This window comes from Streptomyces sp. NK15101 (genome assembly GCF_020400725.1).
Classification (GTDB): domain Bacteria; phylum Actinomycetota; class Actinomycetes; order Streptomycetales; family Streptomycetaceae; genus Streptomyces.
Genome location: NZ_JAINVG010000126.1, coordinates 1 through 14,057, shown reverse-complemented (window position 1 = coordinate 14,057; position 14,057 = coordinate 1). Strand labels below are relative to the sequence as shown.

Annotated in this window: 11 protein-coding genes and 1 pseudogene; 7 read left to right on the top strand and 5 right to left on the bottom strand. The window is 73.8% G+C overall.

From position 1 onward, the window contains the following. From K7G60_RS36065 to K7G60_RS36055, 3 genes and pseudogenes are all read left to right on the top strand, one after another. Positions 1 to 581, top strand: a pseudogene (locus tag K7G60_RS36065) (hypothetical protein); the annotation flags it as partial. A 69-nt stretch (positions 582 to 650) separates the two neighbouring features. Beyond that, positions 651 to 1,904 carry a MoxR family ATPase gene (locus K7G60_RS36060; RefSeq protein ID WP_225805189.1) on the top strand — a complete coding sequence of 418 codons (1,254 nt, stop codon included), beginning with the start codon at positions 651 to 653 and terminating at the stop codon, positions 1,902 to 1,904. Beyond that, positions 1,901 to 3,175 carry a VWA-like domain-containing protein gene (locus K7G60_RS36055; protein WP_225805188.1) on the top strand — a complete coding sequence of 425 codons (1,275 nt, stop codon included), beginning with the start codon at positions 1,901 to 1,903 and terminating at the stop codon, positions 3,173 to 3,175. The genes K7G60_RS36060 and K7G60_RS36055 overlap by 4 nt, the downstream gene beginning before the upstream one ends. A 92-nt stretch (positions 3,176 to 3,267) precedes the next feature. Here K7G60_RS36055 and K7G60_RS36050 read toward each other — a convergent pair whose 3' ends face one another. The 5 genes from K7G60_RS36050 to K7G60_RS36030 all read right to left on the bottom strand — a co-directional run bounded on the left by K7G60_RS36050 (position 3,268) and on the right by K7G60_RS36030 (position 8,088). After that, complete coding sequence (locus tag K7G60_RS36050) at positions 3,268 to 4,701, bottom strand: amidase (RefSeq protein WP_225805187.1); 1,434 nt, start codon at positions 4,699 to 4,701, stop codon at positions 3,268 to 3,270. A 119-nt stretch (positions 4,702 to 4,820) separates the two neighbouring features. Further along, the gene (locus K7G60_RS36045; RefSeq protein WP_225805186.1) at positions 4,821 to 5,906 is read right to left on the bottom strand and encodes a chitinase; all 1,086 of its coding nucleotides are present in this window, start codon (positions 5,904 to 5,906) and stop codon (positions 4,821 to 4,823) included. Between the two features lie 136 nt (positions 5,907 to 6,042). Beyond that, the gene (locus K7G60_RS36040; RefSeq protein WP_225805185.1) at positions 6,043 to 6,444 is read right to left on the bottom strand and encodes a hypothetical protein; all 402 of its coding nucleotides are present in this window, start codon (positions 6,442 to 6,444) and stop codon (positions 6,043 to 6,045) included. Between the two features lie 501 nt (positions 6,445 to 6,945). After that, entirely contained in the window at positions 6,946 to 7,641 is a 696-nt protein-coding gene (locus tag K7G60_RS36035; protein WP_225805184.1) for a DUF6766 family protein, read from the bottom strand. A gap of 81 nt (positions 7,642 to 7,722) precedes the next feature. Next, the gene (locus tag K7G60_RS36030) at positions 7,723 to 8,088 is read right to left on the bottom strand and encodes a hypothetical protein (RefSeq protein WP_225805183.1); all 366 of its coding nucleotides are present in this window, start codon (positions 8,086 to 8,088) and stop codon (positions 7,723 to 7,725) included. A gap of 305 nt (positions 8,089 to 8,393) precedes the next feature. On the opposite strand from K7G60_RS36030, the gene K7G60_RS36025 reads away from it, so the two are divergent. The 4 genes from K7G60_RS36025 to K7G60_RS36010 all read left to right on the top strand — a co-directional run. Beyond that, positions 8,394 to 8,747, top strand: coding sequence for a PRC-barrel domain-containing protein (locus K7G60_RS36025; protein ID WP_225805182.1), 354 nt, complete (start codon positions 8,394 to 8,396; stop codon positions 8,745 to 8,747). 454 nt (positions 8,748 to 9,201) lie between these two features. Continuing rightward, positions 9,202 to 9,801, top strand: a complete 600-nt coding sequence (locus K7G60_RS36020) for an RNA polymerase sigma factor (protein ID WP_225805181.1) — start codon at positions 9,202 to 9,204, stop codon at positions 9,799 to 9,801. Further along, the gene (locus K7G60_RS36015) at positions 9,798 to 10,151 is read left to right on the top strand and encodes a hypothetical protein (protein ID WP_225805180.1); all 354 of its coding nucleotides are present in this window, start codon (positions 9,798 to 9,800) and stop codon (positions 10,149 to 10,151) included. Before K7G60_RS36020 ends, K7G60_RS36015 begins: the two co-directional genes overlap by 4 nt. A 366-nt stretch (positions 10,152 to 10,517) precedes the next feature. Beyond that, on the top strand, positions 10,518 to 14,057 hold a 3,540-nt coding region (locus K7G60_RS36010; protein WP_225805179.1), incomplete at its 3' end, for a type I polyketide synthase.

The following is a 14,057-nucleotide window of genomic DNA, read 5'->3' as shown; positions in this document are numbered from 1 at the left end:
CCGGCCTCGTCGGGGCCGGGCGGCGGCCCCCGCGGGTCGCCGCCGCGCTGGTCCCCGGCCACGTGCCGACCGGTCCGCCGCGCCCGTCGGCGCCGACGGGCGCGCCGCGCCTCGTGGAGTGCAGGGGCGCCCGGCACCGGATCGGCCTGGTCGACGGCGTACTGACACCGCTCGACCACGATCCGGCCGAACTCCGGCGCGAGGAGCTCCTCGTCGCGCTGACCGGCCGCGCGCTGCCCTGCGTGCGGGCCGTGGACGAGGCGCACCGGCGCCCGGACTGCCTCACCGGCGTCCGGGAACGGCTCGACCACGGTGACGTCGCCGGCGCGCTGGCCGTCGTCGAGGGCCTGCTCGGTCCCGCGGCGCTGCTGCGCGACGGCGCCCTCCGGGACGCGCTCGAGACGGCGGCGCGGCAGCGCGTCACGTACGGCCTCTACCGGGCCGGGCTGGTCGGCCCCGCACCCGGCCGCGACCCCCTGCCCCCTCCCCCGCGCCGGACGCGTCCGGACAGCCGCCGCACGCGCACGCGTGGCGCGGGTGCGCGCCACGCGACGTCCGCCGCCCCTTCCGCGTCCTGCTGACGGATTCCGCGTACCGCCGGCGCGATCCCCCCACTCCTCTCTCCTCCTTCCTCCCTCAGGTGATCTCCCATGCCCACACCCCTGCCCTCCGCCCCGGCATCCTCCGGCGAACTCGACGTCGCCGCCGCCCTGTTGTCCCTCCTGCGCGACACCGACACCGAGCCCCGGCCCGATCCGCAGCTGGAGGCGCTGACCCTGGCGGTCGCCGCCGATCTGCCGGTGCTCCTGTGGGGTGAGCCGGGCATCGGCAAGACCGCGGCCCTCACCCGGCTCGCCGCCTCGCTCGACCTGCCGCTGACCACGGTCATCGCGAGCGTGCACGAGCCCACCGACTTCTCCGGCCTGCCCGTCCTCGGGGAGGACCCCGCGGAACAGGGGGTGCCGATGGCACCGCCGGAGTGGGCCGTGCGCCTGGTCCGCGCCGGCCGGGGCCTGCTGTTCCTGGACGAGCTGTCCACCGCTCCCCCGGCCGTCCAGGCGGCCCTGCTCCGGCTCGTCCTGGAGCGGCGGATCGGGACGCTGGTCCTCCCGCCCGACGTGCGGATCGTCGCCGCCGCCAATCCGCGGTCCTCGGCCGCCGACGGCTGGGAGCTGAGCCCGCCGCTCGCCAACCGCTTCGTCCACCTGCGGTGGACGCACGACGCCGAGGTCGTGGTCCGCGGCCTCGGGGGCGTCTGGCCGCGCGCCACGCTCCCCCGCCTCGACCCCGCGCGGCTGGCGGAGGCCGTGGACGTCGCCCGGCGGGCGGTCTGCGGTCTGCTGACGGCCCGTCCGGCGCTCGTCCACCGGCTGCCCGGCGGCGAGGCGCTCCGGGGCGGCCCCTGGCCCTCGCCCCGGAGCTGGGAGACGGCGCTGCGGCTCATCGCCTTCGCGACCGCCGCGGGCGTCTCGCGGGACGTGCTCTCGCAGCTGGTGAGGGGGGCCGTCGGGGACGGGCCGGGGCTCGAACTCCTGGCCTGGCTCGACCGGATGGACCTCCCGGATCCCGAACTCCTCCTCGCCGACCCCGAGGGGGCCGAGCTGCCCGAGCGCGGCGACCGCCGCCAGGCGGCCCTCGAAGGGGTCGTCGAGGCGGTCGGCCGACGCCCGGAGAAGGCCCGCTGGGACGCGGCGTGGGCGCTGCTCGCGCGGGCCCTGGAGTCGGGCGCCCCGGATCTGGTGGTCGTGCCGGCGACGACGCTGGCGGGGCTGCGCCGCGAGGACTGGGACGTTCCGGCGGCCGTCGAGCGGCTCGCCGGCGTCGTGTCCCTGTCCCGGCGCGCGGACCGGGCGGGCGACCGCGTGGCGGCGGCCGCGGCGGCCGGCACGGGGGCGGGGAGATGAGGCCCGGCACGGAGGTCCGGCCGACGGGCGGGCTGGATCTGGAGAAGCTGTACGCGGCCCGTCTGCGCGCCGTACGGGTCCGGCCGTATCTGGCGACCGCGCTGTTCGCCCTGCGCGCCGTGGAGTCGCGGGAGGTGCCGACGATGGCGGTGGACCGGCACTGGCGCTGCTACGTCTCGCCGGCGTTCGTCGACCGCACCCCGGTGGAGGAGCTCGCCGGGGTGTGGGTGCACGAGGTGACGCACCTGCTCCGCGACCACCACGGGCGCAGCGACCGGGTGGCGCGGGAGCGCGGTCTCACGGGTCCGGGCGAGCGGCTGCGGATGAACATCGCCGCGGACTGCGAGATCAACGACGACGTGTTCGGCGACGGGCTGCCCATGCCCGAGGGGGCCGTGCATCCCCGGCTCCTCGGGCTTTCCGAGGGGAGGCTCATGGAGGACTACCTGCGGGAGTTCCAGCTCGGTCCGCGGACCAGGGACGCGGGCTGGCTGGACTGCGGCAGCGGTGCCGACGGGCTCGAACGGGCCTGGGACCTCGGAGCGGACGGCGCCGAGGGGCTGAGCGTCCAGGAGCAGGACGCCGTGCGGTTCCGGGTGGCCCGGGCCATCACCGGCCGGCCGGGCAGCACGCCGGCGGGGTGGCGGCGGTGGGCCGAGGAGGCCTTCCATCCGCCGCAGGCGTGGCGGGAGTTGCTCGGTGCGGCCGTCAGGTCCGCGGCCCACGGTTCCGGCGCCGGGGACGACTACTCGTACGGGCGGCCGTCGCGCCGCTCGGTCTCCGTGCCCGGAGCGGTGCTGCCGAGCCTGCGGCGCAGCCCGCCCCGGGTCTCCGTCGTCATCGACACCTCCGGTTCCGTCAGCGACGCCGAGCTGGGCAGCGCGCTCCTGGAGGTCGCGGCGATCGCCAGGGCGGTGGGCGGCCGGCGTGACCTGGTGACCGTGCTGCCGTGCGACGCGGCGGCGCGGATCGTCCACCCGCTGTGCCGGGCGGAGGGCATTCCGCTGGTGGGCGGCGGCGGTACGGATCTGCGCACGGGTTTCGCCGCGGCTCTGCGGGCGCGCCCACGTCCGGACGTGCTGGTGGTCCTGACCGACGGCCAGACGCCGTGGCCGGCCGGGCGACCGGGCTGCCGGACGGTGGTGGGCCTGTTCCCGCGCGCACGACGGTTCCGTTCGTGGGACGAGGACGACCCCGACCACGTGCCGACCGGGCCGCCGGAGTGGGCCCGGGTGGTCGAGATCGGGGAGGCGGCGCACGGCCGCGCGTGAGCCGGATCGCAGGGAACCCCAGGCCGGTTCGGCTCCTCCTTCGGGTCCGGCGCCGCGCGGCGCCGGACCCGCCGCGAATGGTCGGACAGGTCCTAGACCTCGTCCTGGATCCGGCGGAACGGCCGGTCCGCCTCCAGGGTGAACGCCACGTCCAGGAGGGTCCGTTCGCTGCCGGGGCGGCCGGAGAACATGACGCCGACGGGCAGCCCGTCGTCCGTCGCCCGGGTGCTGGGCAGCGAGATCGACGGGGTGCCCACCACGTTGTCGACCGGGGTGAACGCGACGTACGCGAGGATCCGCTCGATGAGCTCCGGGTACGGGACGGTCGGTGCGAGCCGGCCGATCGGCGGCGCGGGGTGGGCGAGGACGGGGGTGAGGAGGAGGTCGAGTCCGCGGAACGCCGCCGCGTACGCCACCTTCGTGCGCTTCAGTCTCCGCAGCACGCCCGGGGTGTGCCGCCAGTTCTCCAGGTAGGTGGCGCGCAGGCCGCGGCTGAGGCCGTCCATGCGGTGCCGGTCGAAGTCCGTGCCGAGGGTCCGGCCGCTGACACCGATGAGGAACGACAGCATGCCCCAGTAGGTGAGGAAGTCCTCGGTGAAGCGCGGGTCGATGGCCATCTCGACGGGCTCCACGCTGTGGCCGAGGCGTTCGAGCGTCGTCGCCGTCTCCGTGACGGCCTCCCGGGTGACGGTGTCGGAGGTGACGCCGTTCGGCGAGTCCAGCAGGAATCCGATGCGCAGCCGCCGCCCGGAGGGCCCTTCGACCAGGCCGAGGGGCGGCAGCTTCGGGTTGCGCCAGTACGTCTCGGCGGCGGCGAGGAACGCGGCGCTGTCCCGTACGGAGCGGCTCACGACGCCGTCGGAGACGAGGTCCAGGGGCAGTTGGCGGCTCTGGGCGTTCGGCACGACCCTGCCCCGGGTCGGCTTGAGGCCGACGAGCCCGCAGCAGGCGGCGGGGATGCGGATGGAACCGCCGCCGTCGTTGGCGTGGGCGATCGGCACCGCTCCGGCGGCGACGAGCGCCGCGCTGCCGCCCGAGGAGCCGCCCGAGGAGTGTCCGGTGTTCCACGGGTTGCGGACGGGCTCCGCGGACTCGTACTCGGTGGTCGGGCTGAAGCCGAACTCGGGCAGCCGCGTCTTGCCGAGCACCGTGACGCCGCTGCTCAGGAACTGCCGGGCGAACGGCGCGTGCCGTCGCGCCGGCCCGGGGGTGAAGGCGGCGCTGCCGTGGCCGGTGGGCAGTCCCCGGTGGTCGGTGTTGTCCTTGACGAAGGTCGGGACGCCCGCGAAGGCGCCGCCGGTCGCGCTGCCGGGCACGGGGGCGTCGACGTACGTCTGGACGGCGTGGAGCCGTTCCTCGACGGCCCGTACCCGCTCGGCCGCGTCCCGGGCGGCCTCGGCGGCGCCGACCTCGCCGCGCCGGATCGCCTCGGCGAGTCCGACGGCGTCGTGTTCTCCCAGGGCGTCGTCCCGGAAGGCGTGCACCCTGGTCCGTTCGTCGAAGGTCTTCTCGTCGAAAGTCTTCACCGCTGCCTCAGCCCCCGGCCGTGTGGATGGTCACCTCCCATCATTGCCTACCGACGGGTAACGGGCGAGGGGTCCGGAGCTGTCCGTGCGGTCGGCGGACGGCGGTCGGCCGTCGGCGGCTAGCGGCCCTGGAGGGCCTTGACGTTGTCGCCGAAGGTCCAGCCCTTCGAGCCGTCCCAGTTGGCCGACCAGGTCATCAGGCCCTTGAGCGAGCCGCCGTAGTGGTTCCAGGCCTGGGCCACCGCCGAGGGCGCCATGTATCCGCCGCCGGCGCCCGGCTGGGCCGGGAGGCCGGGGACCTGCTTGTCGTACGGGACCCTGACGGTCGTGCCCTGGACGACGAGCCCGCGGTTCAGGCAGTCGGTCTGGGCGACGAATCCGGCGACCGTGCCGGCGGAGTAGGAGTCGCCGGAGCATCCGTACATGCTGCCGTTGTAGTACTGCATGTTCAGCCACCACAGGCGGCCGTTGTCCGCGTACTTCTTGACGATCGGCAGGTACGCGCCCCAGATCGACCCGTAGGCCACGCTGCCGCCGGTGACGTACGCGGTCTCCGGCGCCATCGTCAGCCCGAAGCCCGCGGGCATGCGGGCCAGGACTCCGTCGATGATGCGCACCAGGTTAGACTGCGAGGTGGACAGGGTGCCGATGCCGCCGCTGCCGACGAGACCGGTCTCGATGTCGATGTCGATCCCGTCGAAGTTGTACGCCTTCAGGATGGGCACGACGGTCTCGACGAAGCGGTCGGCGACGGCGCGGGAGCTCAGGTCGATCCCGGCGGCGGCGCCCCCGATCGACATCAGGATCGTCGCTCCGGCCGCCTTGGCCCGGCACATCTCCGCCGGCGTGGGGACGCGGACGGTGCTGTCCATGCCGTCCTCCCACAGCACGGTGCCGTCCGGGCGGATCACGGGGAACGCGGCGTTGACGACGTTGTAGCCGTGGGCGGCGAAGCGCGGGTCGTCGATGGGCGCCCAGCCGAACGGCGGGTGGACACCGTTGGCGGACCCGTCCCAGTTCTCCCAGTACCCCTGGAGCACCTTCCCGGCGGGCTTCGGCTTGAGGGCGCAGGTGTCCGCGGCGGCGGACGACGGGGACGGGACGGGCTTCGCGCCTTCGGCGGCGGCGGGGCCCGCGAGGACTGCGGCGGCGAGCAGGGTGGCGAGCCCCGCTCCGAGGACACGGGTGATCCGGGGGCCTGGCATGCGTGCTCCTGGGGACGTGGGGGGGTCGGTCCTGGACGTGGCGCGCGCTCCAGGAGACCGTAAGTTGGTCCAGACCTTTCGTCAACCACCCTTGCCGACAAGGGAATTCACGGCTCCCGGGACGGGGCCCCGGGCGTCACCGCCGTCGTCTCCCGGCGCGCGTCGGCCGGGACGGCTCCTCGTCGGCCAGGCGGCCCGTGAGCGCGCCGCCGAACACGACGACGCCCACGGCGACGAGCCAGGTCTGGATGACGAGGAACGCGCCGAACGGGCCGTACGTGACGGCGCCGGACGCGATCGGCGGGGAGAAGGCGAGCCGGGAGAGGACCCTCGGCCCGAGCAGTCCGAGCGTGGTGCACACCGCCCCGGGCGGCAGGGCGCGCCACGACACGCGTCCGTCGAGGAGCAGCCGCTGCGACCACCGGAAGAACAGCGTGCCGATCGGCAGCGTGACGGCCCCGCTCACCGGGGTCTCCCGCCGGAACGGGAAGACCGCGAAGAGGTGGAGGACCCCGAGGAGCACGGCGAGCCGCAGCACGTGCCGCCACCGGGCCCTCCGGTGGGCCGGAGGGAGGTCCCGGACCTTCTCGTACCCGTTCTCTGCACCACCGTGCCGAACGTGAGGCCGAAGACGGCGAGCAGGGCGAGGCCGAACGCCGTCGCGGTCCGCCGCGCCTGGCCCGGCAGCGCGAAGAGCCGCTCGATCCCGGCCCCGGCGGCGTCCGGCACCCCGATCCCGTCACCGGGCCACTGCGCGAACCCCTTCCCGCTGCCCGCGCCCGCCGCCGACACGACGACCAGCAGCGGCACCAGCGCGAGGAAGGCGAGCGCCGCGAACCCCGGCGAGCACTGCGAACCCCGGCGAGCGCTGCCACAGCCCGAGGTCCCTGGCCGGCGCCCACCGGTGGCCGGCCCGGAAACGGCGGATCGCCCTGCGCGTCCGCCCGGCCCGGGGCCGTCGCCCGGCGGGGCGGGAGACCGTCCCTCCACGGCCGGACCGCCCCGCGCCGGCGACCAGCGGGGCCGCGCGGCGCCCGCGTCAGCCCTCGACGCCGGTGGCCTCGTGCGAGGCGCCGACGGGCTTGGACTCGGGTGAGCCGCGCTGACGGAGGTAGACGGAGAGGATGGCCATCGACGCCACGGCCAGGAGTTCCGACTGCCAGTTCTGCAGGGAGCGGTTCCAGAAGTCGGCGGAGGCGAGGTAGGAGGGCCAGGAGACGGGGGCCTGGAGCTGCCGCAGCCGCAGTTCGTTGAAGGCGGCCGCTCCGGAGACCGACTGGGCCAGCCAGGACAGCAGGAAGAAGACGGCCATGACGAGACCGAGCGAGCGCGAGTAGACGAGCTGCCGCCAGTCCTTCGTGCCCGCCCAGCGGGGCGAGTCCGGCCGCGCGTGGTCACCCATGCGCTGGTCGCGCTCGCTCTCCGTACCCGCCTTGTGCAGCTCCTTGGACTCCGGCGAGCCGCGCTGGAGCAGATAGACCGTGCCGAAGATGTAGAGGAAGAACTGCAGGAACTCCGACTGCCAGTTCTCGGTGACGTCGACGGCGAAGTCCGAGGACATCAGGTAGTCGCCGAGTCCGATCTGCTGGAGCCCCTGGACGGCGAGCTGTTCGTTGAACTCCGCGCGCCCGGCGACCGCTTGGGCGCCCAGGACGATCAGGAAGGCCCCCCCGAAGAAGAGGGTGAGGCTGTTCGACCGCCAGAATCCGCGCTCCCGGGACCGGTCGGCCGTCACCGCTGCATCACCCCGATCGCGGTGAAGTAGGCGAGGCCGCCCACGATGGTCACCACGCACGCCACGAACAGGGTCTTCACGTCATGCCCCCTTCAGTACACAGCTGTACGGCGTGTCGCCCGGTCCGGGCGCGCAGCCGGCGGCGGTGACCAGCCACCCCTCGTCGAACTGCGAGAGGAACAGCGTGTCGCCGTGGAGGCGGAGCAGCGCCTGCCTGCCGTGGACGTCCACGCTCCGCACGCCCCCGCCGCGCGGCAGGTCCTGCGAGGCCAGGGCCTGCGCGCAGGGCTTCTTCTCCTCCTCCAGCTGCTCACGGCTCTCGGGAGCGAGCAGCTCGCAGGCCACCCGGAAGCTCCCGGACCCGAGGGACTCCTCGAAGAACCGGCCCGCCCGGGTCGCTCCGTCCTGACGTGCCTGCGACGCACCGCAGGCCGACAGGGCGACCACGGCCGCCGCCGCTCCGAGGAGGAGCGGGGCTCGCCGGAGCGAGGGGGTCCGCCGGATCAGGGGGATCCGCCGGAGCGGAGGGACTCCGGGGAACGGGGGGACTCCCGGGAACGGGGGGACCCGCGGCGGCGGGGGGACTCGGAGGAACAGGGGGGCTCTCACGCTTTCAGCCTGGCGTCGCGGGCGGGCGCGGCAAGTGCCGGGGGGCCGAACGGGGTACCGCCGCGCCCGTCCGGGGCGCCGCGGACGACGACGTGCGTGCGTCGGCGGACCACGGGAGGATGGAGACGGAGAGGGGTGCCGCCATGAGCGAGTTCGACATCTGGAACTACCGCCCGAGCACGGGGTACCGGCAGGGCCACGACCTCGTCGGCTACGGGGTCGAGGCCACGGACGGCACCATCGGGAAGGTCGACGGGCACTCCGAGGACGTCGGCTCGTCCTACCTGGTCGTCGACGTCGGGGCCTGGATCTTCGGCAGGCGGGTGCTGCTCCCGGCCGGGACGATCGAGCTGATCGACACCGCCGAGGAGAAGGTGTACGTGGACCGCACGAAGGAGCAGATCAGGGCGGCCCCCGACTTCGACGAGGCGAAGTACGGCGCCGAGCCCGACTATCTGGAGCAGTTCGCCCGGTACTACGGCCAGCCGCACATGTGATCGCGTCCTGCGCGGGCGCTCCGCGCGGCGGTCGCGCCGGACCGGGGGCGAGGGCCGCGAGCGCCGGGACGGCGGTGGGGGCGAGTGCCCACGGGCGGCCGGTCCGGCCCGCGAGGACCCCGAAGCCGACGGCCCCGATGCCCGCGCCCGCGCCGTCACCGCAGGTCCCGCGGCGTTCGGCGCCCTCCTCCGCGGCCGGCGGCCCGCGTCTCGGAACGGCTGCGAAAAAAACTTCGGCGGAAGGCGAATCCTCTCGGGACCTCCCCGTCTCTTATGTGTGTACCGGCCGAACGGGCCGGAGGGACACGGAGGGAACAGTAATCATGTGGACTGCCATCATCGTGGTCGGCGTCGTGCTCGTGGGTGCGTGCAGCTGGCACCTGATGCGACGCTTCAACAAGAGCCGCACCTGACCAGGGCCTGCGCGCGGGACGCCTTCCGGTATGAGTAGCGCATGAACCAACGCTTCCCCTGGCCCGACGAGCGGTTGATCAAGGCCGCTCAGGACGGCGACGTCACGTCGCTCACCACCGTCGTCATGGAATCGCAGCCACATGTGCGCAAGTTCGCCATATCACTGTGCGCCTCGCCGCAGGACGCGGAGGACGCGGCACAAGAGGCGCTGATCATCCTCTACCGGAAGATCGGCACCTTACGGGCCACCGGCGCGCTTGCCTCGTGGATGTTCCGGATCGTCCGCAACGAATGCCTCCGGCAGGTACGGCTGCTCATCGCCATGCGCGACGAGCCCTCGGCCGAGCCGGAGGCGTGCGCGGAACCGTCCGCCGAGGAGGCCGTGCTGTACAGGCTGGAGGTGGAGCGGATCGCGGCCGCGGTCAGCGCCCTTCCCCGCGAGCAGCGGCAGGTCCTGATCATGCGGGACGTGCAGGGCCTGCCGGGCAAGACCGTCGCCCACACGCTCGGTCTGAGCACCGCCGCGATGAAGTCGCGGCTGCACAGGGCACGCGCGGCGCTGCGTCACGCGCTGGAAGCGAGCGACCAGGCATCAGATCAGGCCATCGACCGACCAGTCGAAGGAGACGCACGACCATGAACACCGTGAACATCGTGAAGCCCCCCGAGGGCACGAAGTCCCCGGTCATCGCACCGTCCGGGGTCACCGCACCGTCCGGGGCGCCGAACTTCGCCAGCAAGTCCGTCCCGCGCCACCTGGCGCGCGGCGTCATCGGCTTCGGGCTCATCATCGGCTCGATCGCGATGGTGCCCGTCGCCGGCCCGGCCACCCTGCTGGCGGCCCCGCTGGCCCTCATCGCCTTCCGTGGCTGCCCCACCTGCTGGATGGTCGGCCTGGCGCAGACCATCTCGCGGGGGCGTCTGGAGCGCCAGTGCGTGGACGGTGTCTGCACGCTCACCAAGGCCGACCCCGCGGCGAAGGCCAAGTAGGGTCCACGGCTTCCGGCCTCCCGCCCCGGTCCGACGTCCGCCCTCCCGCCGGAGGCGGTGTCACCGGGCCGGGAGGCTTCGGCCGTTCATCGACATGGCGCGAAACGACTCCCCCGGAAGCACACCAAAGCGTTTCTTTGATTAGCCATCACATTAATTTTGTGCACCAACCCCCCGCTCTGGCCATTGGTTTACGGAGCGCCGCCTCGGTGCTAGGGTCCGAAACGAGATTGAGAATGGCAGGGCCGCCGAGTCGGCAACGCCGTTGATCGTGCTTCACGGGGGGAGCAGAACACCATGATCCGCCATGCCCAGATTGAGGCGGCAGCACCACAAACCGGTACGGGAAGCCCGACGCCCGATCAGATGGACGACCGGACCGTCGCCGTCGTCGGGCTTTCGTGCCGATTTCCCGGCGGGGCGAGCCCTGCCGAATTCTGGAATCTGCTCAGGAACGGCCGCGACGCCATAGCGGAACCCCCTGCGGATCGCGCGCACCTCGGCGCCCTGGGGGACGGCTCGTCGCGTCCCGGTGGTTTTCTGCCCGGCGTCGACACCTTCGATGCCGAGTTCTTCGGCATTTCCCCGCGCGAAGCCGCCGCGATGGACCCGCAGCAGCGACTGGTGCTCGAGCTCGCCTGGGAGGCGCTGGAGGACGCCCGCATCGTCCCGGCCACGCTCGCCTCCACCGCCACCGGCGTCTTCGTCGGCGCGATCGCCGACGACTACACGACCCTCACCCACGCGGCCGGCCCCGAGGCCACCTCCGCGCACACGGTGACCGGCTTACACCGGAGCATCATCGCCAACCGGGTCTCCTATGTCCTCGGACTCCAGGGACCGAGCATGGTGGTCGACAGCGCACAGTCGTCGTCGCTGGTCGCGGTGCATCTGGCCTGCGAGAGCCTGCGCCGCGGCGAGTCCGTGACGGCGCTGGCCGGCGGCGTCAACCTCAACCTCGCGCCGGAGAGCACCCAGGCACTGGCGGCCTTCGGCAGCCTCTCGCCCGACGGGCGATGTCACAGCCTCGACGCCCGGGCGAACGGCTACGTCCGGGGCGAGGGCGGCGGCGTGGTGGTGCTGAAGCTCCTCAGCCGGGCCCTCGCCGACGGGGACCGCATCCACTGCCTGCTGCACGGTGGAGCCGTCGGCAGCGACGGCGCGAGCGACACCCTCCCCAGCCCCGACGGAAAGGCCCAGGAACGCGTCATACGCGACGCCTGGGAAAACTCCGGTATACCGCTGGAACAAGCACAGTACGTCGAAATACACGGGTCGGGCACCCGGGTCGGCGATCCCATAGAAGCCTCTGCTCTGGGCGCCGTATTCGCCTCGTCCCGCACTCCGGATAACCCCCTCCTCCTCGGATCCGTCAAGACGAACATCGGCCACCTCGAAGGCGCCGCGGGCATAGCGGGACTCGTCAAGACGATTCTCTGCCTCAAAGAGCGGGAACTTGTTCCCACCCTCAACTATCACACTCCCAATCCGCAGATCCCCTTCGAGGACTTACGGATCGCCGCCACCACCGAAGCCGGGCCGTGGCCGAATCCCGATGGCCCCCTCGTCGCGGGTGTGACATCGGTCGGAATGGGCGGTACGAACTGCCACCTGGTCCTCGGCGAATGGCGGGGAGAAGCCGCTCCGGCCGTCGGTGACAAGCCGGAGGAGACAAAGGCGTCGGACGCGTCCGACGCCGTCGCATGGGTGATTTCCGGACGCGGTGACAAGGCCCTGCGTGCCCAGGCCGCCCGACTGCGCGAACACCTCGCCGGACGTCCGGATCTCGACGTCGCCGAGGTCGCCCGGGCCCTCGCCCACGACCGCACCGCCTTCACCCATCGCGCCGTGCTGGCCGGCTCCGGCCGCGACGAACTGCTGACCGCCCTGGACGCGGTCGCCGACTCCCGGGGCACCCAGGCCGCGGTCGAGGGCAGCGGCCACCGGTCCGTCCGCGAGGCGGTGTTCGTCTTTCCCGGCCAGGGCTCGCAGTGGGCCGGCATGGCCGCGGAACTCCTCGACGAATCCCCCGTGTTCGCCCGGGCCGTCGAGGACTGCGAGCGCGCGCTGCGCCCGTACCGCGACTGGTCGCTGACCGATGTGCTGCGCGGACGCCCCGGCGCGCCCGCCCTCGACCGCGACGACGTCGTGCAACCCGCGCTGTGGGCCGTGATGGTCGGACTCGCCGCGCTGTGGCGGGCGGCGGGCGTCGAACCCGCCGCGGTCGTCGGCCACTCGCAGGGCGAGATCGCCGCCGCGACCGTCAACGGCGCCCTCACCCTGGACGACGCCGCCCGGCTGATCGCCGTACGGAGCACCGCCCTCGGCGCGCTCGCCGGGCGCGGCGGCGGCATGATGACCGTGGGGCTGCCCGCCGACCGGGTCCGCGAGGACCTGGCCGGATTCCCGCACCTGAGCGTGGCGGCCGTCAACTCGCCCGGCATGACCGTGGTGGCCGGTGACGGGGACGACCTGGACGCCCTGGCCGCGCGGTACGGCGAGGACGTGCGCACCCGGCGCGTTCCGGTCGCCTACGCCTCGCACAGCCCGCACGTCGACGCCGTGCGCGACACGCTGCCGGCCGAGCTGGCCGGGATCGCGCCGCGCGCCGGGAGCGTGCCGCTGCACTCCACCGTGACCGGCACCGCCCTCGACGGCTCCGAGTTGGACGTCGACTACTGGTACCGCAACCTGCGCGAGCCCGTGCGTTTCGAGCCCGCCGTGCGGGCGCTCCTCGACGCCGGGCACGAGCTGTTCATCGAGATGAGCCCGCATCCCGTCCTGGCGCTCGCCGTCCAGCAGACGGCGGAGGCCGCCGACCTGCCGGTCGCCGCGCTCGGCACCCTGCGCCGCGGGGAGGGCGGGCAGCGGCGACTGCTGCTCGCGTTCGGCGAGGCGTTCTGCCACGGCGCGGAGGTGGACTGGTCCGCCGTCCTGCCCGCCGGCACCACCCGCGCCGAACTGCCGACGTACGCCTTCCAGCGCCGCCGCCACTGGATCACCGGGCAGCCCCGCGCCGCCCGGGCCCTGGCCCCGGCCGGCACCGCACCGGCGCAGCGGGCGGCGGTGCTCCCGGAGGACGCCGCGGACGCCCCCGAGGCCGAGCCGAACCGCTCGCTGACCGGCCCGGCCGCCCTGGAGCTGGTGCGGGTGCACACGGCCGCCGTACTGGGCTACGACTCGGTCGCCGAGGTCGAACCCCGGCGGACGTTCAAGGAGCTGGGCATCGACTCGGCGATGGTCGTCGAGCTGCGCAACCGGCTCGTCACCGCCACCGGACGCAAGCTCCCCACCACCGTCGTCTACGACCACCCCAGCCCCGTCGCGCTGGCGGCGCTGCTCGCCGACGCGCAGGACGAGGCCGCGGCCCCCGAGGTCCGTGCCGAGCAGGACGATCAGGACGATCTCGTCGTGATCGTCGGGATGGGCTGCCGCTACCCGGGCGGGGTGGACTCGCCCGAGGCGCTGTGGCGGGTCGTCGCCGAGCGGCGCGACGTCATCTCGGGCTTCCCGGCCGACCGCGGCTGGGACCTCGACGGCCTCCACCACCCCGATCCCGCGCACGTGGGCACCACCTACGTCCGCGACGGCGGGTTCCTCGAAGGCGCCGCGGAGTTCGACGCCGAACTGTTCGGGATCTCGCCGCGCGAGGCGCTGGCGATGGACCCGCAGCAGCGCGCGTACCTGGAGGTGTGCTGGGAGGCCCTGGAGCGGGCCGGGATCGCCCCCGACTCGCTGCGCGGCACCCAGACGGGCGTGTTCGCCGGTGTCATGGCCCAGGAGTACGGTCCCCGCCTCGGCGAGGCGGGCGCGGGTGCCGCCGGGTTCGGTCTGACGGGGACGACGTCGAGCGTGGCCTCGGGCCGCGTCGCGTACACCCTCGGTCTGCAGGGCCCGGCCCTGACC

Bases quoted from the DNA above. Each gene is read 5' to 3' on its own strand.
- K7G60_RS36055 (WP_225805188.1), top strand. From the start codon at position 1,901: ATGAGGCCCGGCACGGAGGTCCGGCCGACGGGCGGGCTGGATCTGGAG.
- K7G60_RS36015 (WP_225805180.1), top strand. From the start codon at position 9,798: ATGAACACCGTGAACATCGTGAAGCCCCCCGAGGGCACGAAGTCCCCG.
- K7G60_RS36025 (WP_225805182.1), top strand. From the start codon at position 8,394: ATGAGCGAGTTCGACATCTGGAACTACCGCCCGAGCACGGGGTACCGG.
- K7G60_RS36045 (WP_225805186.1), bottom strand. From the start codon at position 5,906: ATGCCAGGCCCCCGGATCACCCGTGTCCTCGGAGCGGGGCTCGCCACC.
- K7G60_RS36060 (WP_225805189.1), top strand. From the start codon at position 651: ATGCCCACACCCCTGCCCTCCGCCCCGGCATCCTCCGGCGAACTCGAC.
- K7G60_RS36020 (WP_225805181.1), top strand. From the start codon at position 9,202: ATGAACCAACGCTTCCCCTGGCCCGACGAGCGGTTGATCAAGGCCGCT.